Source organism: Pirellulales bacterium, from assembly GCA_019694455.1.
Lineage (GTDB): Bacteria > Planctomycetota > Planctomycetia > Pirellulales > JAEUIK01 > JAIBBY01.
The window spans coordinates 1-25,306 of sequence record JAIBBY010000066.1 but is presented as its reverse complement, the minus strand read 5'-3'; the positions used below and the strand labels follow the sequence as shown (position 1 = coordinate 25,306).

Annotated in this window: 21 protein-coding genes; 9 read left to right on the top strand and 12 right to left on the bottom strand. The window is 62.3% G+C overall.

From position 1 onward, the window contains the following. Nucleotides 1-90: 90 nt before the first annotated feature. The 3 genes from K1X71_18960 to K1X71_18950 form a co-directional block, all read right to left on the bottom strand. Nucleotides 91-741 (bottom strand): hypothetical protein, encoded by a 651-nt coding sequence (locus K1X71_18960; GenBank protein MBX7075226.1) that lies wholly within the window; start codon nt 739-741, stop codon nt 91-93. A 91-nt stretch (nt 742-832) separates the two neighbouring features. Next, entirely contained in the window at nt 833-3,835 is a 3,003-nt protein-coding gene (locus tag K1X71_18955) for a CHAT domain-containing protein (GenBank protein ID MBX7075225.1), read from the bottom strand. A gap of 1,112 nt (nt 3,836-4,947) precedes the next feature. Beyond that, nucleotides 4,948-5,367 carry a hypothetical protein gene (locus tag K1X71_18950; protein MBX7075224.1) on the bottom strand — a complete coding sequence of 140 codons (420 nt, stop codon included), beginning with the start codon at nt 5,365-5,367 and terminating at the stop codon, nt 4,948-4,950. 211 nt (nt 5,368-5,578) lie between these two features. On the opposite strand from K1X71_18950, the gene K1X71_18945 reads away from it, so the two are divergent. The 7 genes from K1X71_18945 (at nt 5,579) to K1X71_18915 (ending at nt 12,231) form a co-directional block, all read left to right on the top strand. Beyond that, on the top strand, nt 5,579-5,785 hold the full coding sequence (locus K1X71_18945; GenBank protein MBX7075223.1) for a hypothetical protein: 207 nt from the start codon (nt 5,579-5,581) through the stop codon (nt 5,783-5,785). A gap of 162 nt (nt 5,786-5,947) precedes the next feature. Continuing rightward, complete coding sequence (gene miaB / locus K1X71_18940) at nt 5,948-7,354, top strand: tRNA (N6-isopentenyl adenosine(37)-C2)-methylthiotransferase MiaB (GenBank protein ID MBX7075222.1); 1,407 nt, start codon at nt 5,948-5,950, stop codon at nt 7,352-7,354. Nucleotides 7,355-7,407: 53 nt separating this feature from the next. Next, entirely contained in the window at nt 7,408-10,542 is a 3,135-nt protein-coding gene (locus K1X71_18935) for a hypothetical protein (GenBank protein ID MBX7075221.1), read from the top strand. A gap of 67 nt (nt 10,543-10,609) precedes the next feature. After that, nucleotides 10,610-11,377 carry a DUF2071 domain-containing protein gene (locus tag K1X71_18930; protein ID MBX7075220.1) on the top strand — a complete coding sequence of 256 codons (768 nt, stop codon included), beginning with the start codon at nt 10,610-10,612 and terminating at the stop codon, nt 11,375-11,377. Between the two features lie 16 nt (nt 11,378-11,393). Continuing rightward, nucleotides 11,394-11,624, top strand: coding sequence for a hypothetical protein (locus tag K1X71_18925; GenBank protein ID MBX7075219.1), 231 nt, complete (start codon nt 11,394-11,396; stop codon nt 11,622-11,624). Further along, entirely contained in the window at nt 11,615-11,938 is a 324-nt protein-coding gene (locus tag K1X71_18920; GenBank protein MBX7075218.1) for a hypothetical protein, read from the top strand. The genes K1X71_18925 and K1X71_18920 overlap by 10 nt, the downstream gene beginning before the upstream one ends. Then, nucleotides 11,935-12,231 (top strand): hypothetical protein, encoded by a 297-nt coding sequence (locus K1X71_18915; protein MBX7075217.1) that lies wholly within the window; start codon nt 11,935-11,937, stop codon nt 12,229-12,231. The genes K1X71_18920 and K1X71_18915 overlap by 4 nt, the downstream gene beginning before the upstream one ends. A 16-nt stretch (nt 12,232-12,247) precedes the next feature. Here K1X71_18915 and K1X71_18910 read toward each other — a convergent pair whose 3' ends face one another. The 9 genes from K1X71_18910 to K1X71_18870 all read right to left on the bottom strand — a co-directional run bounded on the left by K1X71_18910 (nt 12,248) and on the right by K1X71_18870 (nt 23,872). Next, nucleotides 12,248-12,409, bottom strand: a complete 162-nt coding sequence (locus K1X71_18910) for a DUF1559 domain-containing protein (protein ID MBX7075216.1) — start codon at nt 12,407-12,409, stop codon at nt 12,248-12,250. Between the two features lie 35 nt (nt 12,410-12,444). After that, nucleotides 12,445-13,266 carry a molecular chaperone TorD family protein gene (locus tag K1X71_18905; GenBank protein MBX7075215.1) on the bottom strand — a complete coding sequence of 274 codons (822 nt, stop codon included), beginning with the start codon at nt 13,264-13,266 and terminating at the stop codon, nt 12,445-12,447. A gap of 15 nt (nt 13,267-13,281) precedes the next feature. Continuing rightward, the gene (locus tag K1X71_18900; protein ID MBX7075214.1) at nt 13,282-14,574 is read right to left on the bottom strand and encodes a dehydrogenase; all 1,293 of its coding nucleotides are present in this window, start codon (nt 14,572-14,574) and stop codon (nt 13,282-13,284) included. A gap of 3 nt (nt 14,575-14,577) precedes the next feature. After that, nucleotides 14,578-14,988, bottom strand: coding sequence for a hypothetical protein (locus tag K1X71_18895; protein MBX7075213.1), 411 nt, complete (start codon nt 14,986-14,988; stop codon nt 14,578-14,580). Then, the gene (locus K1X71_18890; protein ID MBX7075212.1) at nt 14,985-18,461 is read right to left on the bottom strand and encodes a molybdopterin-dependent oxidoreductase; all 3,477 of its coding nucleotides are present in this window, start codon (nt 18,459-18,461) and stop codon (nt 14,985-14,987) included. Before K1X71_18890 ends, K1X71_18895 begins: the two co-directional genes overlap by 4 nt. Before the next feature lie 59 nt (nt 18,462-18,520). Then, on the bottom strand, nt 18,521-20,347 hold the full coding sequence (locus K1X71_18885) for a c-type cytochrome (protein MBX7075211.1): 1,827 nt from the start codon (nt 20,345-20,347) through the stop codon (nt 18,521-18,523). A 326-nt stretch (nt 20,348-20,673) separates the two neighbouring features. Then, nucleotides 20,674-22,347, bottom strand: coding sequence for a thiamine pyrophosphate-binding protein (locus K1X71_18880; GenBank protein ID MBX7075210.1), 1,674 nt, complete (start codon nt 22,345-22,347; stop codon nt 20,674-20,676). Nucleotides 22,348-22,373: 26 nt separating this feature from the next. Further along, the gene (locus tag K1X71_18875) at nt 22,374-23,351 is read right to left on the bottom strand and encodes a 2-hydroxyacid dehydrogenase (protein ID MBX7075209.1); all 978 of its coding nucleotides are present in this window, start codon (nt 23,349-23,351) and stop codon (nt 22,374-22,376) included. Continuing rightward, nucleotides 23,348-23,872: an Rrf2 family transcriptional regulator gene (locus K1X71_18870; protein MBX7075208.1), complete on the bottom strand. Its 525-nt coding sequence runs from the start codon at nt 23,870-23,872 to the stop codon at nt 23,348-23,350. Before K1X71_18870 ends, K1X71_18875 begins: the two co-directional genes overlap by 4 nt. A 152-nt stretch (nt 23,873-24,024) precedes the next feature. Here K1X71_18870 and K1X71_18865 point away from each other — a divergent pair, with 152 nt between their 5' ends. Together K1X71_18865 and K1X71_18860 are read left to right on the top strand one after the other, a co-directional pair. Next, nucleotides 24,025-25,173: a TIGR04053 family radical SAM/SPASM domain-containing protein gene (locus K1X71_18865; GenBank protein ID MBX7075207.1), complete on the top strand. Its 1,149-nt coding sequence runs from the start codon at nt 24,025-24,027 to the stop codon at nt 25,171-25,173. Between the two features lie 17 nt (nt 25,174-25,190). Continuing rightward, nucleotides 25,191-25,306: DUF542 domain-containing protein (locus K1X71_18860; protein MBX7075206.1), on the top strand; the 116-nt coding region annotated here is incomplete at its 3' end.

The window sequence follows — 25,306 nt, the reverse complement described above, 5'->3', positions numbered from 1 at the left end:
CGATCGCTTGGCTGCACAACTTCCGCCGACTCGTCGTCCGCTACGACTACTACAGCAACGTTTACCAAGCCTTTATCCTCTTGGCCTGCATCAACATCTGCTTACGCAAGTTTTGAAACCGGTTCTAATGAGCTCGTCGCCGGAGCGAAACGGCAGGGGGGACAACATGAAGATCGCATCGGGCTGATCGGTTTCGATGCGCGCCCACCACTCGGTAGGCGTGGCCGCGACATTTTCAAAATCGCGGCCGGGTTGGAGGCCGACAAACTCCAGAACCCTCAGCGCCAAGTGACTGGTGCCGCTTTCGGGTCCACCGGTGGCGATGCGTTTTCCCTTCAAGCTGGTGATGCCAAGGTCGATCAACTCCTGCTTGGCGAACAGATGCAGCGCTTCGCTCGTCAGATTGGCAACCTGCCGCACACCGCTGACGTCGTCTCGCAAATCGCCGCTGATTAAGGCCAAGTCGACTTTGCCTGCCGCGACGTCGTCCAAGTCTTGGCGCGCGCCGCCGCTGGGCGACAGTTGCAATTGCATCCCATGTTGTGCGGCCGCCGTGCGGAGCACTTCGGCCAATTCGTAACGATGCCCTTTGATGTCGCCAGCGCGAAAGCGCAGCACATGTTGAGTGCGGTATTCTCGGCGCGACCAAAAGAAAGCGGTGACGGCAACAGCGGCCAACAAAATAATTGCCAGCCAGTGATTGCCGCGCACTCGGTGGGCTTTGCCGCGAGAGCCCCTCATGAAAGGAGTTGAGTCGTCGTCGGTCATGTTCCGGTTTCTCGATATTTCTGGGACCGTACGCATAGCGGGTACGGCTTCGATCCATTGGCGATCATTCTGTCAGAGTGAAGGCTGCCCAAAAATAGGGATGCGCCGCGCCGAATTGCTTGCGCCGGCTTTCGATCATGGTGAGCTGCGCCGCTTGCAGCGCCTCGACCGCCGGCTTGCCTTCCGCGAGCCGCGTGAAAAACTCGCTCATCAATTGTGCCGACGGTTGATCGGGGATCTGCCACAAGGTGGCGACCACCGCTTGCGCGCCGGCAAGTTGAAACGCCTGCCGGAGGCCTGCGACCCCCTCGCCATTTTGAACTTTTCCGACTCCAGTCTCACAGGCGCTGAGCACCACCAATCGCGTGCCGTTCAAATCGGAGCCGACGATCTCCATGCCTGTCAACGCGCCATCGTCCTCGACAGTGGCGGATTCACCGCCGCGTTGATTGCAGCCCGCCAACAGCAGGCCACAGCGCAAGAGCGGGTTCTCGATCGCAGCGCCAGAGCGCGCGGCGGTGGTCCCAGCAGCCGGATACTCGGGCGTTATTGCTTGATCCGCCAGAAAATACCCGTGCGTGCTGACCACCAGCGACTGTGGTCGCTCGACCGCCTTGAAGACCCCCTCGAGCGCGTATTTTCCGGTGTACATGACTGGCTCGGCGGCGGCGTAAATCGCCAGACGCGGAGCAATGGCCTTGGCTTCAGCCGCAGTGCCTGGCAGGCGCGATACGCGCGGCAGTGACGACTTGCCCGATATTTGATCGGCTTGGCCACTGGCCGTTGGCGGGCGGCGCAGCACGGCGAGCGTGGCGGCGGCGACGTCGGCGGGATTGAGATCGTAGTCGGGGTCGGCCAGCACGACGGGCGAGTTCGTCTTGTCCACTTCGGCAGCGGCCGCCACGAGATCGCGACCGCTGACCACGAAACGCAAGGGATGATCTTCAATCACATAGCGATCCTCGGCGATTGGCAGCGCGCCCCAAGGGACGAGCCACAACGCACTGTCGGGGCTCAACACCCACTGTCGTACATCGCCAATGGCGGGTAGTAGCGGCTTCAGCACCAGCGTTGCCAGATCTTCCGCCTGTTTGCGATACGATTGCTCCGCGCGAAGTTCGCCTTCCGACTGGATCGCGCCGCGCTGCTGTCGCGCGCCGGTGGCGGAGGTCATGGCGACTCGAACCACTTCGACCGCGCGATCCACAGCATCGGCGCGGCCCAGGTCGACGATGCGAATCTTGCCTTTACCTGCTGGTGGAACGATCCATGCCAGATAGCGCTCCGGCAGCCAGCGCGAGTTTGATTCATCGGCCCGAGACTTGCGAACAGAAATGCGCGCGATGTCGATGAACACCGCGTCGGCGGGAAGCGCGGCGCGCGCCTGATCGAGTTCGACCCAAGGATCGGAGTGGGCAGATCGCCGTTGAAATTGCGCCAGCCGCCGCGACAGGTCTTGCTCCTGCTGTTCGAGGCCGGACTGCCGCTGGCGATGCGCAGCCTCGTCGCGCGGACTGGGTATGGTAAGCACCAACCTGGCCAACTGTTGCCGCACCTGTTGCAGTTGGCGCACCACTTTGGCTTGTTGCGGGTTCTTGCTCGCGCGCGAGAGCAACATGCGCTGAGCGATGGCTTGCTGCGACAGCGCCTTGCCATTCAGGAGCCAACTGGCTGTGTATTCGCCAATTTCGGCGACATCTGGCTGGTGGTACCCCAGCGACAAGGCAACGTGCAAGGCGCTGGCATCGATGCCACGCAAAAAGAGTAGTTGCTCGCGCTCGCTGAGGCCAGGTAGCACCCGGGCAATATGCCGCCGCATGCCGCGGCGGGCAGCATCGAGATGAATCGCCGCGGGAAGCCATTTGCCCTCGGCGGCGTCGGTGCTGGCCAATTGCAAATGCGCCGTGGCGGTGTCGGGGTGATCGACACCCAGCGTGGTTTGCCAGATGGCGAGCGCTTGTTCGTAGCGGGGGCGCGCGGCGGCATAGTTGGCCTGATCCCAATCGAGCAGCGCGAGTCCTGTAAGGGCGATGGCGACATCGGGATGACGCGGTCCAGCGATTTGGCGCTGAATCTCCAACACCTCTTCGAAGCGACGGCGGGCGCCGTCGAGGTCGCCTTGCGCGTGCATCACCCCTGCGAGGTTAGAGAGCGCGGCCGCGGTCATCGGATGCTGTTTGCCGTAAACCAGTTCCCAGATGGCAAGCGCCTCGGCGTAGTTCGACCGCGCCTTGGCCAGGTCGCCTTGGCTCCTGTACAGCGATCCCAGGTTGTTCAGCGAAATTGCGGTGTCTGGATGTTTGGCGCCGAGCACCACCTTGCGGGCGGCAAGCGACCGCTGCAAGAGCGGCAACGCCGCGGCGGAGTCTCCTTGCGAGTAGAGCAGCATGCCGAGATTGTTGAGTGTGGTGGCGGTCTCGGGGTGCTGTTCGCCGAGTAGCGCCTCGCGCACGGCAAGCGCGCGCTGCAGGTATCGGCGGGCGGGCGCCAGGTCGCCTTGCGCTTCGAGCACCCGTCCTAAATTGTTCAACGTCGTGGCGGTGGGTTTGGCCTTTTCGCCAAACGCCTTGAGATTGATTTTCAGCGCCTGCTCAAAGTTCGATCGCGCGGCCGCGAAATCGCCTTCTGCCTGACAGAGCAAACCTAAATTGTTGAGCGCGACCGCCACGTCGCCGTGTTCGGCGCCGAGCAGGTCGCGCCAGACCGACAACGCTTGCTCTAAATAGGGACGCGCCGCGGCATAATCGGCCTGACTGAACAGCATGTACCCCAAGTTGTTCAAAGCCGTGCCGGTGGTGCGATGCCGCAGACCGTACACCTCCTTGCGGATGGCAAGTTCTTGTTTGGCAAACGCGATCGCCTCACCGGGCTTGCCTTGCTCATGCAGTTTGATGACCTGCTGATTGAGTCGCTCGGCTTCCTTGAGTCGCGCCTGCTGCGCGGCCGTCAGTTGCGGCTGGGCGCGCTGCGCCAGCGCCGGTTGTGCTGGACAGCAGAGCGACCAACACAGACCAACGGCCAAGCAGCGACACGCGGCGTACCAACTCGTGCGACAAGTGAGACGCAATGCCAGACTCCTGGTCGATTCGACATCACACGCGACAACATCAAAACACGTGGTGGCATCATAATTGACCAATCGCTGGTTCGAATCCCAAGGCGCCGATCGGGCCGGGCGTTCGCGCGGCGGAGGCACTGGCGGCTCGTCAGCAAACTCTGGCGGTTACTTCATGCAGTTCGCACTCCAGGCGCCAAGCAGATATCCCCACGGGTGTCGTCCATATCGCTGACAAACGCTTGTTCACTCAGCGCGCGACATGAACATAAGTACATTATCCAATTGTGGCGCATTTCTCAACGCGATTTTTTGCGCAATCGAATCAACGGGGCTCGCGGCGCGAGTTTGGGGAGGAGCCGACCGGGGTCAGAATCGCGCGATCGCAATTCGGAGAGAAATGCAAAAAACGGGGGGGTAAACTCCGAAAACCCCCACACCGAAAACGATTATCCAGGCAAGCGAGATCACCGAACCGGCATCGCCATAATAGTTTGCGATGCGAGTAGCGATTTCGGAGTGGGCGGAGGGTTTTCGGAGTTTTCGGAATTGGTCTCCGAAAACAGTTCGGACGGTTGCTACTACGAAACTGGCGGCCGCTCAGAGCATGCGCAGCGCGATACTCAATGCCATGGCGGCCAGAAATAGGCAGACGATCAGCGGGATCTTCCAAGCCAAGTCGTGCGGTGCGCTCGCGCCGCAATGGCAACAATGCTTTTCCAATTGAGGTGTCAGCCGGCCGCAGTCGGCACAGACTCGTTTCGGGGCGCCGGGGTCACGGCCACAGTCGGGGCAGCGGTCAGTGGCAACGATCGCTTTGCAATAGGGACATGTCCGGGGGGCGGGTGTTCGGCGCGGGGGACGCTGGGCAACTAGTTCCCTAGGCGCCGACACCGGTTGGTAGGGATTGATTTCGAGATGTTGGATCGTGGCAGGCATGGGTGGTGGGTGGGGCTAGTGAAATAGGAGACCGTTCAACGGTCCGCCAATTGGTCAGTTGCGAGAATCGAGTCGTCGCCCCTCATCCGGCCTATCGGCCACCTTCTCCCCGCGAAGCGGGGAGAAGGCCGAAATGAGCCGGGTTCAAGTTACGAGCATGGCGCCTTGCCGTGAGTCGATCGTTCTTACGCGGCGAGGGCAGTGGAGATTTCCTGGGCGTTCTGGCGGTTGTTGGGTAGGCCCAGGCGATGGAATTTGGCCACAAAGGGGCGCTCGGGGTCGCGCACCTTAAGGTGCACGAACAGCATGCCGGTCGAGCTTTGGGTTTGATGCTCGTCGGCCAGCGAGTACTCGATCAACTCTTTTACCTTGAGCCGGCCAGAGAAACGCAGCACCAGCACGCGACGGTCGGTGAGGGCGACGACATATTCCTTAGTGAGCAGCATCAAGGCGATGGCGCCAGGCAACACGGCAATCAGGTACATGGCGATGATCAGGATCATCGGCGGTTGTTTGATGCCGTAAGCGACGCGCACGACGTTTTCGCCCGGCTCCAGGTAGGGTTCAAAGGCGTCGCGGACCTGTTGTTCGTTGAATCGAGCCATGACAGGCGTCTCCGGTTGGGTGAGGGAAATTGGCGGTTGAATTGGCCCCGTTCAGCAGCAGATACGGCGGCTGGCGGGGCTTCTGACACGCGGAAACGGGCTTTTTTGCCGGTCGGGTCTCGGCTCGACCTGCGGGCAGGGTTTTGAGTACCATTGCGACCCCCTCCCGGTGGCGCCGACCGCTGGGAATTTCCTGAGTGGAGACGCCAGCATGCGAAACTGGACTCTCGGGCTGAGCGCGTCGGATTTGCTGCTGTTGGTAGGCGCCAGTTTTGTGGCCGTGACAAGCCTGGTGCGGATGATGCGCGCGCACCGCGACGAACTGGTCACGCGACTCGATCGCGAGGCCCATGCCGAGCAGTTACGCCGCCGGGCGGAAGAGCTGAAACAGCGACAAACGACGCAAACAGCGGCCTAGCTGGAATCGGCCGGGCAATCTACGATTATTCAAAGCTGCGCTGAGTTTGAGCGTACAAAACCGCTGTCGAGTGGCATTGTGCGGCCTTCCGCTGGTCGGCCGGTTCATGTCTCGCACAGGCTGCCATGAGCGGCTCAATTCCTTTCAATCCACGCTTGCGCCATGCCCGGTAAGCTCTACATCGAGACAGTCGGCTGCCAAATGAACATGCTCGACAGCGAGCTGGTGGTGGCCAGCTTGCGCCGTCAGGGTTATGAGTTGGTCGACGCGCCGGGCAAGGCCGACACGATCTTGTTCAACACGTGCAGCGTGCGGCAACACGCCGAGGACAAGATTTACAGCGCGCTGGGGCGACTGAAGCACGCCAAGCGCAACCATCCGCACAAGGTGATTGGCGTGTTGGGCTGCATGGCCCAGAAGGATCAGGAGCTGATCTTCAAGCGGGCGCCGTTCGTCGATTTGGTGGTGGGGCCCGGCCAGTTACATCAGGTGCCTGGCCTGATCGAGGCTGCCCGCGCGGAGCGTGGCCAAAGGTTGGAGGTGAGCCTCGACCGGGCGTCCGGCAGCCGAGTGGAGGTGGAGCAGAGCTTTGAAAGCTACGATCCGCTGCGCGATCCACAGATGCGGCCGACGCCGTACCAGGCCTTTGTGCGGATCATGATTGGTTGCGACAAGTTTTGCACCTATTGCATCGTGCCGAAGGTGCGCGGGCCGGAGCAGAGTCGGCCGCCGGAGCATATTTTGGCCGAGGTGCGCAAGCTGGCCCACGAGGGTTGCCGCGAGGTGACGCTGCTGGGGCAAACCGTGAACAGCTACCACCACGCTGGCGCGCGACTCTCGGATTTGCTCTATCGCATTTCGGAGGTCGACGGCATCGACCGCATCAAGTTCGTGACGAACTACCCCAAGGACATGACCGACGATTTGTTGCAGGCGGTGCGCGATCTGAAGAAGTGTTCGCACTATTTGCATGTGCCAGCGCAGCACGGGTCGAACCGCATCCTCAAGGCGATGAAGCGCAACTACACGGTGGAATTTTACCGCGACATGTTGGCGCGGATTCGCGAGACGATCCCCGACGCCGCGGTGACCAGCGATTTCATCGTGGGCTTTTGCGGCGAGACCGAGGAGGATTTTGCGCAAACGGTGGAGCTAGTGCGGGAGTGCCGCTTCAAGAACAGCTTTATCTTCAAATACAGCCCGCGCCCCAGCACCAAGGCCGACGACCTGCTGCCCGACGACGTGCCGGAAGCGGACAAACGGCGGCGCAACAACGAACTGCTGGCGGTGCAGAACGCCATCAGCGAAGAGGACCAATCGCGCCTGGTGGGCGAGACAGTGGAGATACTGGTCGAGGGGCCAAGCAAGCAAGCGCAGCGGCAGGCGGAAGGCTCGCTCTTGCAGCTTACCGGGCGGACCATGTGCGACCGCATCGCCGTGTTTGAAGGAAACGAGCGATTGATCGGCAAGCTTGTGCCCGTTTTGATTTACGACGCCACGGCGTTTACGCTGCATGGCGCGATCGTCACGCAACACGCGGGCCCCGAGGTGTATAGCCTAAAGGCTTAGTCGCCAGCCTGGTTCCGCGCCGCATCCCTTAACGCAACCGCCTGCCGCTCCCCATGGAAATCGACGTCATACGGCGCTACCTCGACCAAGAAGCCGAGGCGATCCCTTGGTTGCGCAGTCTAGGCATCGTCGACGGCGCCAAGGGGCAACGGGCCCTGGTGCGGATTGCGGGGGGTGGCGTGACGCTCGACCTGATGGCCGATCTGTGCCGGCAATTGGCCGAACAGTTGCCGCGCTCGAGCGATGCCGACATGGCGCTCAACAATCTGGACCGCTTCTTTCAGGCGCAGCGCAGCCCGTTGGCACTGGCCACGCTGTTCGAGCGCGACCGCGAGGCGCTGCCGGTGCTGTTGCAGATCTTTTCGACGAGCCAGCACTTGAGCGATTCGCTGGTCACCGACGGCGAGGCGTACGACCTGCTGCGGATCACCGAGGGGCAACCGGTGAAGCGCGAGGTGCTGATCGAGGAGCTATGGTCCGAGATCGAAGTCTTGCCCGACGAGCGGGCCGTGATGACCGCGCTACGGCGCTTCAAGCGGCGAGAGACGTTGCGGATTGCCTATGGCGACATTGTGCGCGGGCAGCGGCTAGACATTGTGACGGGGCAGATATCGTATCTGGCCGACGCCTGCCTGGAGGTGGCGACGCGCTTTGCGCGGCGAGCGCTGGAGGCCAAGCGCGGCGCGCCGCGCGGTCCGCACGGCCGACGCGCGCGATTCACGATCCTGGCGCTGGGCAAGCTGGGCGGATTGGAGTTGAACTATTCCAGCGACATTGACCTGATTTGCCTGTACGACGCCGACGGCGCGACCGATGGCCAGCGACCGGTGTCGAACACCGAGTTCTTCGATCGATTGACGCGCGAGGTGGTCAAACTGCTCAACGAGGTGACCGACCTGGGACAGGTGTACCGGGTTGATCTGCGACTGCGGCCAGAGGGTTCGCGCGGGCCAATCGCCAGCAGTCTGGAACAGGCGATTCATTATTACGACGTGCTGGGACGCACCTGGGAACGGCAGGCGTACGTCAAGGCGCGGCCCGCCGCCGGCGATGTTGATCTGGGGCACGAACTGCTGCGACAACTCGAACCGTGGATTTATCGCCGCTATCTTGGCCTGGCCGACATCGCGGGCATCAAGGCGCTCAAGCGGCGCATCGAGCAGCGCACGGAGCAAGAAGGGGGGGACATCCACAATGTCAAAACCGGGCATGGCGGCATCCGCGATATCGAGTTCGTAATCCAGTTTTTGCAGTTGCTTAATGGCGGCGACCTGCCCGAGATTCGCACCGGCAACACGCTGTTGGGGATCGCGCAGCTTGAGCAGTGCGGTTGCCTGACGCACCTGGAACGGACGATCCTGGAAGAGAACTACGCCTTTTTGCGCAAGATTGAGCATCGCTTGCAGATCATGTTCGACCTGCAAACGCATCTCTTGCCCGACAATGCGAGCGAGATGCGCAAGCTGGCCATTCGGCTGGGCTACGCGGATCAGCCTGGCAAGACGGCGCTGGCGGCGTTCGAGGCCGATTATCAAAGCAAACGCGAACTGAACCGGCGGATATTGGATCATCTGTTGCACGACGCGTTTGGCGACGACGCCGCGACCGAGCCGGAGGTCGACCTGGTGCTCGACCCCGATCCGCCGCCGGAGCGCATCGCCGAGGTACTGGGGCGCCATGGATTTCAGGACGTCGACGAGGCGTACAAGAACCTGATGGCGCTGGCGACGGAGCGGTTTCGCTTTTTGTCGACGCGGCGCTGCCGGCATTTTTTGGCGGCGATCGCGCCGCGACTGTTGGCCGAGATTGGCAAGACGCCCGACCCCGACGCCACGCTGATCAATCTGGAAAAGGTGAGCGACTCTCTGGGCGGCAAAGGGGTGCTGTGGGAGCTGTTCAGCTTCAATGCGCCGTCTTTGCGATTGTATGTCGAGCTGTGCGCGTCGAGCCCGTATTTGTCGCACATCCTCATCAGCAATCCGGGCATGCTCGACGAGTTGATGGACAGCCTGGTGCTGAACAAACTGCCGAACCTGGAGATATTGCAGCGGATGCTGGCGGAGTTATGCCGCGCGGCGGAGGACCTCGAACCGATCTTGCACAGCTTCAAGAACGCGCAAGTACTGCGCGTGGGCGTGCGCGACATTTTGGGCAAGGACGACATTCAGGCGACGACCGGCGCGCTATCGGACGTGGCGGAGACATGCCTGGAGCAGATCGTGGTGGCCGAATACGACAAGCTGGCGGCCAAGTGGGGAGAGCCCACCTGGAGCGAAGGGGAGCGCGCCGGCGAGCCGTGCGAGTTGATCATCTTGGCGATGGGCAAGTTTGGCGGGCGCGAGTTGAACTACAACAGCGACCTGGACCTGATCTTTTTGTACGAGCAGGATGGCTCGACGATCCCCGGGCGCCGCGCGCGGCACGCGCAGACGACGACGAACCAACACTTTTTCAGCGAGTTGGGCCAGCGAATCATCAAGGTGGCCGGGCGACTGGGAACGCAGGGGCGTTTGTACGAAGTGGACCTACGGCTGCGCCCCACCGGCCGCAGCGGCGCGTTGGCCACCACGGTCGAGGAGTTTTGTCGCTACTTCGCCGAGGGGCAAGGGACCATCTGGGAGCGGCAGGCGCTGCTCAAGTCGCGGGTGATCTATGGCGCCAACGGCGCGCGGCAAGCAGGCGAGCAAGCCATTGTGGACAGCATCTACGTTCGCGCGTGGTCGCCGGACGACACCCGCGCCATTCGCGACATGCGCGGGCGACTCGAGCAGACGGCCGCCGCGGGAGACATCAAGCGGGGCCGCGGCGGGATCGTCGACATCGAGTTTTTGACGCAGATGCTACAGCTCAAGTATGGCGCCGGACGCGCCGCCCTACGCCAGGCGGGGACGCTGGCCGCCATCGAGGCGCTGCGCACGGAGCGGCGAATGAGCGGCGAGGACGCGGAGTTTTTCACGCGCGCGTATCGCTTTCTGCGGCGGATCGAGGCGCGGTTGCGGCTGATGAACCCGACCGCCCGCGATGAGTTGCCGACCGAACCGATCGAGCTTGTGAAGCTGGCGCGGGTGCTGGGCTTTGCGAGCGGCGAGGCGCTGTTGGCCGAGGTGACGGAGCATCGCGAGCGCGTGCGCGCGCGGTTTGACGAGATTTTTGTGGCGGAAGAACGCCCGCTGGCTGCGGTGTGGTGAGGGGAGGGAAGTTCGTATACAATCAATGGCACGCCGGTGATCGTCGACGAGCTTTTACGAGACTGCCATGAACATTCCGGTGATTCGCGGAGTGATCGACCGTCGCATCCTGATCAATTATCACGTTGATCCCAGCGTGCTGGTGCGTGTCTTGCCGCATCCCTTTCGGCCGCAGGTCGTGCATGGCGCGGCGCTGGCCGGCATCTGCTTGATTCGACTCAAGCAAGTTCGACCGACGTACTTGCCATCGTGGCTCGGCATCTCCTCGGAAAACGCGGCGCACCGGTTCGCCGTCGAGTGGGACGATACGAATGGCGTTGGCAGCGGGGTGTATGTGAATCGGCGCGACACCAGCTCTCGGCTGAACGCCTTGGCGGGTGGGAGACTCTTTCCCGGCCTGCACCACCACGCGCGATTCGATGTCGCCGAGACGGCCGAGACGTTGGAAATTGCCGTTCGCAGCGACGATGGCGCCATGCGACTTTCGGTGCGAGGTCGCCGCGCCGCTCGATTGCCGGCGTCGTCGATTTTTGCATCGCTGGCTGAGGCCTCCGCGCTTTTTGAAGCTGGGTCGCTTGGATATTCGGCCACCGCCGACCCGACTCGCTTCCAAGGCTTGGAACTGCGCTGCACCGACTGGCGCGTCGAGCCGCTGGAGATTTCCGAAGTTCATTCCAGCATGTTTGACGACGCAGCGCTGTTTCCGGCCGGTTCGATTGAGTTTGACTCGGCGCTTTTGATGCGCGGCATCCAGCACGAATGGCATGGCAAGCCTGATTTTTGCGGCGCCGCCAATGATCGGAACAACTGCCTGCTCGAACCGGCCGCGCGGTGAGGGGAGCGACCACGAGATGCCGAAGCTACCGCCATTTATAGCCGGAACGCTTTGGATCGTCGGGGGCGCCGTGACGCTTTCGCTGTACGTGCTGTTGGTCTTTCGCCCGGTGAACATACCTGACAGTAATGGAATGCGCGGTGAGTTGTATGGACCGGTGGCGTTTTATCTTTTGCCAATTTCGATCGGGTGCGTAGTCGCCATCGGATACGGCGTTTACCAGATCATCGGATCGCTATGGAAATAGTGCTCCATGCGCTATCGGCGGTCCTGTTAGCGCTTTCCGCCTGGGTGATCTTCGCCAACTGGTGGATCGTCGTTTCGTATTTCGTCTGGCGCAAGCATGCGTCTTTGATTCCGCTCGTGGGGGGCGCGCTGGGCTGCTTGGGATGCGCGCTGTCGCCATTTCCTGCACTAAACGGACTCAAGTGGGCGCCGCTTTTGCTCGACATCGGCAGCGTGCCGGTCCTAGGTAACACCGCGATTTATTTTGCAATCGCGTACATTCGCCGGAAAATAGGGCACGCTCCGACTGACGACCAGGGAGACGGCACACTTTGAGCCAGCGATTCCTCCGATCGCTCGCCGACGGCCAATACAAACAACGAGCAATCGGGGCGTTCGCCTGCTTACTGTTTGTGTATCTCGGCTCGTATCTCATTTGGTCGCGGATGGCATACCGAACGGCCGACGCGATCGACGGCGAAGGATTTTGGTTTGTGTCGCCCGACGGACCGCGACAAGATTCGATCAACGCGATTGTCAACTCGGTGTATCGGCCGTTGATTTGGATCGACGTGGCGCTCGGCGCTGGGCGCTCTCCCGCCTCGGCGCCAATACGAGGTCTAGATTAGACGCCCGCCAATCTCCTCACGGGCCGCCAGTCACCGGCTCACTACCCGACTTGGTGGAGAGCGCCTGATAGATGGCCAGGTCGATCGTTTCTTGCAGAAAATGGACCGAGCCGTCGCCATAGAGGAAGTGCGCGCCGCCGGGATGGGGCGTGCTGGGCGCGCGGCGATTGGCAATCATGGCTCGCGGGCCGCGAAGCGTGAGCGACGGAGGTATTACTGCGTCTTCAGTTCGACGAGATCATCGGGCACGCAGCCATCACAGTCTTCGGGGGCTTCGCTGGTCTTGGCTTCCAGCGGCATCATCGGGGGCGCGATGCCGAGGCGAGTTCGCTCGATAGGCAACAGCGCGGCCAGCACTTGCCCTAGCGCCGCGTAAAGCCCTTGATCGGCCTGGCGGCGCAAGGCCAGACAGAAGGAGGGGACCCACCAGGCGATATGATCGGCGAAGAACTTGCTGTAGGCCAGTTGGCACACCTCCGCCTGAGCGGCCGATTCTTCGGTCGCTGCCGCGTGGGCCAAGCGCTTCTTCATTTGCAAGAAGCCGAGAAACTCGAGTTCCAGCGGCAGAAAATCGGCTCGCTCGCGGGCGATAGCGCCCGGCTCGATGCCGAAGGCGTGATAAAAGCCGGCGATGTCGGCCATTTCCTGGGCGCGAAAGAAGGTGTCTTCGTTCTTGTGATACTCGGTTTCGTACGGCGGACATTCGCGGCAGGTCACCAGCCCGAACACGCGCTCGTATTCGGCGCGAATCTCTGACGGCGTTTGGGCCAGTCCCGCGATGACGCCGCGCAGATCGAGGTCTTCGATCGGCAACTCGCCAAAGCCCAGCGGCAGCGAGTGGTCGGCAAATTCATCGCGCAGCGTTTCAACCGCCAGCACGGCCATGCGCAGATTGTTGGGATCGAGGACCAGACGCCAGGCGTCGCCGCGCGGATCGGAAAGCGCGGCCGACAAGAAGCGGAACAGCGCCTCCGCCGCTAGATCGAGTTCTGGCGCTTCGTTCGCGCCGACTGCGGGCGCCAATTGCGATGCCATGGCAGACCTCTGGTGCTAAATGGAGTTGGCGTGCTTGTCGGCGGGCCGCTCGATGATGGGCTCGTCGATGGTCACGCGCACGACCTCTTTGTCGAACTTGTTGTAACCAATCACGGTGTCGTTAAAGATTTCTTGCACCTGCTCCTTGCCGGATGGCATGCGGACCACGACCTCGGCGACTTTGGGGCCCTTTTCGATTTCGAAGCGGTACAAGATCTGCCGCTGGGCGCGGAACAGTTGGAGCACCGCCAAGAGCTCGCGATCGGGGCAGCTATACTGCTCGATGGCGTGATCGACGCCGGGGCCAAACATTTGACGCAGATAGTCGCGCGGCACCCAACGGGGCGGAATGTAGAAGCCGTTGGGCTCGGTGCCAAACTGCGGATAGAGCGGCAGCGCCACCTGACGCTCGCGAATCAGGTAGTAGAGCGGGTTTTTGGGATTATCGACCCAGCGCCCCTCATCGCCGACTTCCACCAGCCCTTGCAGGCGAATCTTGCCGACGCAGACCGACATACAGCGCGTTTCGATCGGCGCGCCGTCGGGGCATAGTTCGGGATCGCTCCCTTCGATACGGGGATAACAGCCGACGCACTTTTCGCTGGTGTGGGTGTTGCCGCGGTACATCACCTTTTTGTAGGGGCAGCCTTCGACGCACTTGCGGTAGCCGCGGCAGCGCGTTTGATCGATGAGCACAATGCCGTCTTCCGGGCGCTTGTAAATCGCTTGTCGCGGACAGGCTCCGAGGCAGCCGGGATAGGTGCAGTGGTTGCAGATGCGGGCTAGGTAGAAGAACCACACGCGATGCTCGGGCAGTTGCGTCGAACCGCTGAACTGGCCGGGCTTCCACTTGCCGCCGGTGGCGGAATCTTCGTGCACGTTGGGAGCGGCCCATTCCGATTCTGTCGGCAAATAGCCGAGCACGGCCTGCGCGCCCTCAGGACCGATGCGCTTTTCGGCGGCCTCGAAGATCGTCTTGCCGCGGAAGGTTCCATAGGGATGGTGGTCGGGATCTTTCTCGCTGGCGTCCCAGACCTGCCCTTCGGGATTTTCCTTCTCCAGCATGGAAAGGATCTTGGCGTCCCAGTGGCGCGGATACCCGCCATAAGGCTTGGTCTCCACGTTGTTCCACCACATGTATTCCTGACCGCGCGAGAAGGTCCACGTGCTCTTGCAGGCCATGGTGCAGGTTTGGCAGGCGATGCACCGATTGGTGTTGAAGACAAACGCGAACTGCCAGCGGGGATGATGCTCCTCGTAGGGGTAGCTCATCTCACGTCCGAGTTGCCAGTTATATACCTGAGCCACGGCTCATTCCTTTCCTTGCGCAAGTTCGACACGCGACGACGCGCCTGCTGGCGGCATTTGAATCTGAACCAAATCGAGCCCCACCTCTTCTTCTGGCTCTTCCACGATCGTTTCACGAAACCGCAACACCCCTCCCTGGCGAGCGAGCAAAGCGTCGACCTCGCGTTCGACATGCGCGTCGCCATAGAAGGCGCGCAACTCGCAGAGCATGGGATAGCCCGGGTTGTGAAACAGACTGAGCAGTTGCGCGCGATTCCAGCCCATCCAGGCGAACTCTTCCAGCATGCACTGAAGCATGAGCGCCGGATCGCCGCCGGGGACTGGCTCGGCCATCAGTTCCAGCGGATCCTCTTCGGCGGCGTCGCGCGCGAGGGGATGCACCTTTGGCGCCCAACGATCGTCGGCTGCGCTCATGATTGCGACTCCAAGCCTTCGACTCGGGTAAATCGACCGGTCAGATACAATTGCGCTTCGGGCGCTTCGCTTTGGGGGGCGAACGGCACGGTGGCGGCTTCCCACGCTCCCTTGCCGTCCAGGCCGCCCTTGCCGGCCTTGGTCACGCGGACCAGCGTTTCTTTGGGGACGGTGTTGATCGCGTGATTGTCGGTCTCGCCGCCAAACAGGAACGCCATTTTCACTTTGGCCTTGTGAAACAGCGTGTCGGTCTGGTGCATTGGCATCAGCCAGTTGCGGGTGCAGGCCTGCTGCGAGCCGTAGCGCAGGTTAGCCTGATAACCGGTGTCGGCCGAACGCGCCCGCCCGTCGGGACGGGTTTCGTGCGCGAGGACCGTCTTTTCGGTGGCGATGCAGGGAGCGTGCTTGGTCATGACGACGCCGCGCGGATAGCTGGTGTTGAAGGTCACGCGGACGAGGAAGCGAGCCACCTTGGCGCGCTCGGGATCGTTTTCCCAACCAGTGAAAGGTCGATCGGCCGGATTGGAATCGAGATACACATAGTCGCCGTTTTCCAACCCCATCTCTTTGGCGTCGTCGGGGTTCACGTGCAATTGGTGATCATTGAAGAACGGCAGCCGTTTGTCGCGGCGGTAGGGATCGCCAAAGTTCGAGTCCCAGATGTTGTGCCAATCAATGTTCGACCACTGCGAATGCACCCGGTGCCGCGTCTTGGGGGTAAGCAGATAGAAGCGGAAGCCTTGCGCCCAAAGGGGGTTCTGCGTGGTCTTCACCTCGCTCCAGGGGAGCTTGATGTTGCGGATCGTCCGCTCGTCCCAGTGCATCGCCTCGCGCGACAACCCAAAGTCGTCGGGACGAATCAAAGGGTTGGTGCTCACGATCACGTTGGGCAGATAGGGAGTGGCCTCCGGACCCTCGCGATGCACGACGAAATTCTCGCCGTGCTGGATTGCTTCCGGGATGTCGCAGTAGGCGTTCAGCCGGCCGGTGTCGGTCCAGAACGGCATGTTGTCTTTGAGGTTCTCGAAGAAGGGGATGCGGGGGTAGGTGCGGAAGAGCATCAGCGCCACGCCCGGCTCGCCAAACTTGCCATTCAGGATGTCGTCGACCTTGTAGCCGCGCGTGGTCGTCGAGGAGTCCATCAAGCGCTGAATGTAGACCTTCACGCCGTCGGCGCGGTCATTGAGGATGAAGCGCCAGTAGTCGGCAAAGCGCTGATCACCGGTCTCCTTGGCAAGCGCCTCGGCAGTGTCGGCCAGGATGTACACGTCGTCGCGCGTCTCGTAGAGCGGCTTGACGCCACCCTTCCAGACTTGCAGATACGGATTGGAGCATGAAGCGGTGATCTCGTAGGTTTGAAACTCCATCCAGGTGTTGGCCGGCAGCACGATGTCGGAGTATTCGCAAGAACTGGTGATCTCGACATCCTGCGACACAATGCAGTCGATCTTCGGATTCACCACGAACAGCATGTTGTACGCATGCTTGGCGTTATTGAGCAGATTGACGTTGGTGAACCACAAGAACTTGGTCGGCGACGGCATGTGCGTATGGCCGGTGAAGCACTGCCGGCCGTACTTGGGGGTGTCGACGATCAACGGGCGTTCGCCGTGGTTCCAGTAGGCGGGCTCCTCGTCTTTGGTCGTCTTGTTGACTTTGATTTCCTTGCCATCGACCGCGGGATCGAGATTCGGGGCGAAGGGATCCTCGGCGATCCACCCCATGAAACCGGGGCCGGTCTCTGGCGAACTTTGAAAGAGCGCGGCTTTGTAGTTGCCCGACCAGGAGTAGCAGCCGGCGCCGGGGCGACCAAGTTGGCCGGTGAGCAAGATCGGCAGATACTGGGCGCGATTGGCCAGCGTGGCATGGAACCAGTGGTTGATGCCTTCGCCAATGTGGATGGCGACGGAATGGCCGGCCTGGGTGGTGTCCCAGATTTCCTTGGCCAATTGCTCGATCAGTGTCTTGTCGGAGCCGGTGATCTCGGCCACGGTGTCGAGATCGTAGTCTTTGAGGTGCGTCTGATAGGCGTCCCACAAGGTGAGGATTTCGACCTCTTCGCCGTTGGCCAGCTTGACCTTGCCGCTGAACGAGAGTGCCGGGGCGATGCCGGCGGCCTCCATGCGCGGCCCCAGATCGTCGCGGGTGATGGGCCGAATCTTCTTGTGTTTTTCGTCGTAGACGCAGAAGTCGCCGAGCTTGGCGTATTGCTCGTCGGTGATGTGCTGCTGGGTATACGACGGGCCATCCTTTTTAAGGGCGGGCTTGTAATCGGCGAACAGATCGGCGGCGCGCAATCGCTGCAAATTGTCGGCGCGAATCAGCAAAGGAAAGTCGGTGTAATTGCGGACAAACTTCTCGTCGTACCAATGGTTGTCCATCATCAACCTGGTGATGCCGAGAAAGAGCGCCGTATCGGTACAGCCAGGACGCACCTGGATCCAGTAGTTGGCCTTGGTCGCCGGCGGTGAATACTCGGGGGTGATGACCGCGATGCGACCGCCGCGCTCCATGATCTCGATGAACCAGTGCGAGTCGGGCATCTTGTTTTCGACCAGGTTCTTGCCGCACTGGATATGCAGCTTGGCGTTGCGCATATCGTTGAAGTCGCAGTCCGAACCTTGCAGGCCGTGGACAAATGGGAAGCCGGGCGCTTGGTCGCCGTGCCAGGTGTAGTTCGACCAGAGGCGTCCACCAAGCGCGTCTTTGGGCTCGACATTGCGCACCTTCTGGTCGAGCAGCGCGAGCATGTTGGACCAGCGATAGAGGCCATACTTGCCCATCACGCCGAGCAGCCCCATACCGCCGCGCAGTTTGAAGGTGCGGGTGCCGGCGTGATGGCAGGCCTCGATCATTTCTGGCACGTAGCCATCTTTTTCGAGCCGTTTGGCGCCCTCGTCGCCGCTGTAGGTTTTGGCGATGGCGATAGCGCCCTTGGCGTGATAGCCCAGGGCCTCGTCCCACGACATCTTGACGAAGGTGTCTGTGCCGCGCGAATTGAATTTGTATTTGTCGCGCAGTTCGGGCTGATCGCTGAGCGACGGAAAGCCGTCGTCGGCCCACTGCTTCCACCCCTTGCGCACCATCGGCCCGCGCAAGCGATAAGGACCGTAGACGCGGCGCTGCTGCGTGAATCCCTTGGAGCAGCCGCGCGGGTTCCAATGCACCGTGTCGGTATTGCCGTAAATGTCCTGGCACTTGCCGGCTTCGTAGGCCTGCTCGGACCGGATCACCACGCCGTTGCGCACAAACGCCCGCATGCGGCAGTTGTGGGTGTCGTTGGGGGCGCACACCCAGGTGAACGAACTGTCGGCGCGGTATTGATCGCGATAGAGTTGCTCCCAATCGCGATTGGGATACAAGCCCAGCGGGTTGGCGACGCTCACCGGGTCGAAGGCCCACAACCGCGAGGTCATCAGGCTCGAGCCGCCCACGGCGGCCAGCGAGGCTTGCAGGAAATCTCGGCGATCCATGATCGAACGCTCCTCAATGGCCAAGGCCAGGCGGGATGCCGGCGCGGACCAGATAGTGCTCACTCCAAACGCAAATCGTTCCACAAGGTGATCAGCTTTTGCCCGGCACGGTCGCGATGCGCGCCGTTAAACAGGGCCACGGCCAGCGAGTATTTGCCGCCACTGGCCAGTGGCACGCCGCCACCGTCACTCGGCTGCAATGGTCGCTTCAAGACAACGCTCCATACGCCATCCTTCCAACTGGCGGTAGCTTCGACCGCTTGCGACACTTTGGGGCGGAAGGTGACGCTGCCCGGCCCGGCGGCCACTTGCGCCGCGGCGGTATGATCGCGCACAGCGAGCGGATTACCGCCGGCATGAGCCGTGACAAAGTCGGGCAAGGTTTGATCCTTGAGCAGTTCGCGATACTGCGCGTCGTCAAAGGGATATTCGTCGGACAACTGGCGCTCGGCGCCCTTGTCGGCCGTGCCGGCCCGCCATTGCCACAGATCGATTACGTTGCCCGGCGCGCCCATGCCCAGGAATGGCTCGGCGTCGCCCTGATACAGTTCGATCGCCGCCATGTCCTCAAACTGGTCCTGCACGACGGCGCTATCGCTCTGCGTGTCGTCTTTCCAAGAGAGGCGGATCGCCGCTGTCGTGCCATCGTGAACGGCCTGCACATCGACCCAAGGTTCGGCCTCGTCGCGCCACCACAGCGGCATGACTCGCAATCGCGTTGGGGTGGTCGACGCCCAGGCCGCCGAATCGGCCTCGCCCGGCAACTCGCTGACCTTGGCCGCCGTGATCTGGGCGCGCCGAGCCACCGAAGCCTCGCGCGCCTCCGGCGTCGAAAGCGACAGCACAAACTGCGTGAGGTCAGCGATGCCGGCGGGATCGACATTCTGCAAGGCCGGCATCGGCGTGCCGGGCATGCCCGAGAGGATGCGTCGATAGACGCCGGGAACTTCTGGCGAGCCCTTGAAGATGCCGAGCGTAAGATCGCGCGGACGGGTAGGCGTGCCGTCGATGTCGACCATTTTATCTTGCCCGTCGCCTTTGCCTTCTTTGCCGTGGCAGCCGACACAGCCCTTGGTCAGATACAGTTCGCGGCCGCGAGCAATCGACTCGGCAGTGGCGTCGGCGATTTGCGGGACTTCGATGACATCGCCGGGAGTCGTGAGCGGGGCAATCGCCTCGGCGAGTTCTTCCGGCGTGATCTCGCGTTCTTCCTCGGCGGCGAACTGGCGTTCGACGTCGCGAACCCCCTCGCGACGAAATTCAAACACCTGCTCGGCCAGCAGGTTTCGATCTTCCGCCGGCAAATGCTCCCAGGGGGGCATCGACGAGCCGGGCATGCCGCGAACAATGACTTTCTCCAGATCGCCGATGGTCGGCACGCCATTGACCGTGCTCACCAACTTGAAGGCGCCAGCTCGAAAGTCTCGTGGTCGTGGATAAACGAAGATCGCGGCCAATCCTTTGCCGTCTCCCTTGTCACCATGACATGCGGCGCAGTGCTGCTTATACAGCGCCATAGCCCGTTCGTTGGGGAAGCTCACTGCACTGGCGGGCGCGACGGCCGTTTCGGCAGCAGGTTCTGGGGCCGGGTCTGTCGCCGCTGTGGCGGTGGGTTCCGCCGCTTGCTCGGCAGCCGGTTCAGCAGGAGCTTCGCTGTTGGCATCGCTGGGAGCAGCATCCACCACTGACGTCTGTGGTTCTTGAGCGGGCAACTCCTCGGCGACCGTTGTCGGCGCGGCCTGGTTCTCTTCCGCGCTCGCGCCCGATTGCGTTGACGCGCTGGTCGCGCCTTCGGAATAGCAGCCGGCGAGGCCTACCGCGCCGATCGCAGCGAACAGCGTCGCTTGCCAAACTCGCCCGCGGCCGGCTGATGTCACACTAGTCATCGAAAGCTCCTTCGAAGCTGACCTCGCGCTATCCGCGGTCACAGTTCAAGCAGGTCGCGACTTGTGTTGGCCGGGCGACCACAGCCTTTGTGAACGCTGATCCTTGTTGAGGGGGCCAATACGCACGCTTCGTGCCTTTTTTCACCAAGTGGCGCCAAAAAGCCGATACAGCGGGAAAAAGCAAGAAAATAGACCGAAGATGGCCAATTGAGGCGCTGCGTCAAGCGCGCTCTCTGGCGCGCCTGCTGAGCAACACTGCTCATCGCCGCACGCGCCAGCGGTGGAAATCAGTACCGGGTGCAGGACTGTTGTGTGGCAGCGCATCGTCATTCGCTCATCCTCATTGCGGCCTGCAAATTGGTGGGGGGCAAATCGTCGGTGGCGGTGACGATCTCGACCAGCGCCGGGCCATCGTGCGCGAGCGCTTGACGAACGACCGACTCGGTGGCCTGCGCCGAATTCAAGCGCCAGGCGCGAATGCCAAAGCTGTCGGCCAGTTGGAGCAGGTCGGGATTGGCGTGCATCGATCCATACACATGCCCCTCGAACTGCAAGCGCTGTCGAAACGCCAACACGCGGTACGAGTTGTCGTTGACCACGAAGATTTTGATGGAAATCGACTCGCGGACGGCCGTCTCCAGGTCTTGCACCGTCATCAGAAAATCGCCGTCGCCCAACCAGGCGATCACAGTGCGATCGGGGCGCGTCAGCTTGGCGGCCATCGCCGCGGCCAACCCAAACCCCATCGAGCCAAAATTCACCGCCGATAGGTAGCCATTGGGCGAACGCGTGCGAATGAACGCCGAGGGATACAACAGATGCATTCCGGCGCCGACGGCAACGATCGCATCGTCGGCCAAAATCGAATCGAGCAGTTCGGCGACTTGGGCAGGTGAGCCATAGCCATCGCGTGGCTGCCGCGCCGCGGTAAGCAAATGCCCCCAGGCGGTGCGGGCCTCGGCAAGCTGTTCGGTCCACTGCGCGCAAGGCGGCTTGTTTTCCCGCGTCCACTTTTCCAAAAGCTGGGCGAGAAACTCACCAGCGTCGGCGTAGATTGCTTCGACGGGGAACTTCTTTTGATCGTTGTCGCGATCCAAATTCGCCACGAGCACGTCGGCCACGATGGGCCAGGTGTACTCGTAGGTCGACATATCCGACAGCGTGCAGCCGATGCCGAGAATGAAATCGGCGCGGCGCATGGCCTCGTCGGCCACGATATTGCCGCCGCCAAAACCAGTGCGACCCAAGCACAAGGGATGCGTCTCGGGCAGCGCGCCGCGGCCGTTGCCCGTGGTGGCCACCGGCGCTTGCAGTCGCTCGGCAAGTTCCAGCAGCCTGTTGTTGGCCCGCGCGCTGGAGACGCCCGAGCCGGCCAGGATCAATGGACGCCTGGCCTGCGCGAGTCGGCGCAGCGCGTCGTCGACCTCGGCTTCGTCGGCCCGCGGCGGCGCCGGCAAGCTGAGGTCCAGTGCCGACAAGGAGACGGCGCCGCGATCGGTCCATAGATCCTCGGCCACTTCCACCAGCACCGGGCCACCGGGACCGGACATGGCGGCCTGGTAGGCGCTGCCAAACACCAAGGGGATCTCGTCGACGGTGTTGACGCGATAGGTCGCCCGGCAAAGTGGAGCGAAGACGCGCACATGATCGAGTTCGAGCATGCCGTCGCAGCCGCGCAAGCGGCGTTTGGTGGCGCCGCTAATCGCGATCATGGGAGAACAATCCTTGGCCGCGTTCGCCATGCTGATCATGGCGTTGAGCGTGCCCGGCCCCGAGTGCAACACGGTGACGCCGGGTCGGCGCGTGAGCCGGCCTTCGGCGTCGGCCATGCTGGCGGCGACTTGCTCGTGTCGGCACGAGACATAGCGAATGGTCTCGCGCGCCTGATAGAGGCCATCGATCAATCCGACGATTGAGGTCCCAATGACGCCGTAGACGCGTTGCACCTGCATGCGTCCCAGGCAGGCAGCGACCAGATCGGCTCCACGCATCGTGCTCATCTTTGAAACGCCTTCCTAAAGATTTTTCAGCAGATCAGATAGCGGGCTTCCTCGCCGCGCAGCACGCGGGCGACATTGCCGATGGCCATGTCGATCACGCGTCCGCGAACTTCGCGCGTGGCGCCGGCGACGTGGGGCGTAAGCACCACGTTGTCGAGACCCAGCAGCGGATTGTCCGCGGCGATCGGCTCGCTGGAATAGACATCCAAGCCCGCTCCACCGAGCTTGCGCTCGCGCAGTCGGCTGGCCAGCGCCGCCTCGTCGAGACATTCGCCGCGGGACACATTGATGACCAGCGCCGTCGCCTTGCAAAGCGCCAAACGGTCGGCGTTGAGCAAATTGCGCGTTTCTTCGGTCAACGGGGTATGCAGGCTCACCACATCGGCCAGTCGCAGCAGATGCTCCAGCGGCTTGTATTGGGCGCCAAGCTGCGCTTCGACTTCTGGCGACAGACGCTGGGGATCGAAGTAGACAATTCGGGCGCCGAAGGCGGCCGCGCGTTTGGCGACTTCGCGTCCGATGCGTCCCATGCCGATGATGCCCCAGACTCGATCCTGCAGTTCGAACAGGCCTTGGTCCCAGAGCAATTGCGATTGGATCCACTCGCCGCGCGAGGTGTGCTGGTGCGCCGGCACCGCGTGCCGCAGCAGCATGAGCGCCATCATCAGGGCGTGCTCGGCCACCGAGCCATCGTTGACGCCCGGCGTGTTGGCCACCTGAACGCCGCGCCGCGCGCAGGCGGCGACGTCGATGTGCTCATAGCCAACGCTGGGTTGTTGAATGAAGCGCAAGTGCGGCGACGCCGACAGCAATTGCTCATCGATGCGATGGACGAAGGTGTAATCGCCGACGATGATTTCGGCCTCGGGAAGCGCCCGCTCCAGATCGGCATCGGTCGTGCCTTGCCCGCCCTGCACCTGCACATCGCCCCGACCGGTTTGCGAAGCCAGCCATTGCCCCACTATTTGCACCGGAACCGGCGCCATGACGACGACGCTTTTCATGTTTTCGCCTCACAGTCCATGTTGGAGTCGGATGAAATCGAAGCAGACAAGGGAAGCACTTCCGCCGGCGGCCCCAGGCAGCACGAGAGCGTGCAAGGGCCGGCGTCGGGGGGTCGCGCGCAGAGCGATCCGTTGGGACGAATCAAATCGGCGATCGTGGTGGTGCGAAACGTCTGCTCCACCACGGCGGCCGCGTCGTCCAAGCGCTGATGCAACAGGCACAACGTGGGATGGTCGGCCCGCGCCAAAGGACAGGAACGAATTCGCTTGATGGGATCAACGGCGTTGATCACGGCCAGCACCGGCACGCTCTCGGCCGGATAGGCCAGCATGAAGCCGCCGTGCAACCCGCGGCGCGAGTTCACCAGGCCCGCCCGTTGCAGACTTTGCAGCACCTTGGAGAGGTATTCCGGCGGCACCTGGGTCGTCTCGGCGATGACCCGGTTAATCATTGGGGCGGTGGGGCTTTCGGCCAGGCAAACGACTGCCCGCAGGGCGTATTCAGCGGTTTGTGAGATCATGAAACTCCCCCGTAAGTGCCGATCTGGCTTAATATTGGATATTTGTATCTTGACATCCGATTTATCCAGTCTAAAAATACCGGTGTCAAGGCAATTTTTGCTAGCCCCTGTCATTTTTTCATTTTTGACCGCCCTGCGGGGAGGCGAACGGGATGATCCGGATGGCGCCGGAGGCTCAGTCGCTAGAGGAGCGCTACACTAGCGCGGACTTTGACCACAGCCCGCTGGTGGCCTTCTACGAAGTGACGCGGGCGTGCGACTTGGTATGCCTGCACTGCCGGGCATGCGCGCAGCCCCGGCGACACCCGAACGAATTGAACACGCACGGCGCGCTGTCACTCGTTCGACAAATTGGATCGTTCCCTCGTCGGCCGTTATTGGTTCTGACAGGCGGCGATCCCTTCAAGCGCGCGGACCTCGATCAATTGATCGCGGAGGGGGACGAAGCGGGAATGGAGGTCGCGCTGACTCCGTCGGCGACGCCGCTGGTCACCTTTCGGGAACTACAGCGACTTCGTTGGTGGGGACTGCGACGACTGGCGGTGAGCATCGACGGCGCGGCGGCGGCTACGCACGACCGGATCCGCGGAGTCGCGGGGAGCTTTGAGCGGTCGCTGCGCATACTCAACGACGCGCGCGACGCTGGCCTGGAATTGCAGGTCAACACAACCATCACCGCCGACAACGTGACCGAACTTGGCGACCTTGCGGAACTGCTTTCGCAACAAGGTTTGGCGCTCTGGTCGGTCTTCTTTCTGGTGCCGGTGGGACGCGCCACCGACGTGGGCCGCATCGCGCCCGAAGAATACGAAGTGGTGTTTCAGCTTCTATACGATTACGCCAGGCAGGGGACGATGCGCATCAAGACCACGGAGGCGCCCCACTATCGCCGCTATGTCGCTCAACGGGCACAGCACGCGCACGGAGAGGCCGCTCGCATGGCGCCGGCGCGCGGACGCGCCCCCTGGGGCGTGAACGACGGGCGCGGCGTGGTGTTCGTCAGCCACACAGGCGTTATCTCGCCCAGCGGCTTTCTGCCGATTCCGTGCGGCGATTTTCCGCGCGATTCGGTGGTCGACATCTACCAGCAGCATCCCTTGTTCCGGTCGCTGCGGATGCCCGACTTGTTGCACGGCAAGTGCGGCGTCTGCCGGTACCGGCACATTTGCGGTGGCAGCCGCGCGCGGGCCTATGCGGTGACGGGGGACGTGTTGGCGGCGGAACCCGATTGCGTTTACCAACCACCCGATTGGCGTCCGGCTGGCGGCGTCGATCCGGCTTGTGACACTCACGTTGTTTAGGCCAGAAGGAGCGCATCATGAGCGTTGTTGAATCTGAAAAGCGTTTGGGCGAACTGGTGGCGGAGCATCCTTGCTACGCCGATGTCTTCGAGCGACTGGGACTCGATTACTGCTGCGGCGGCAAGCAAACGCT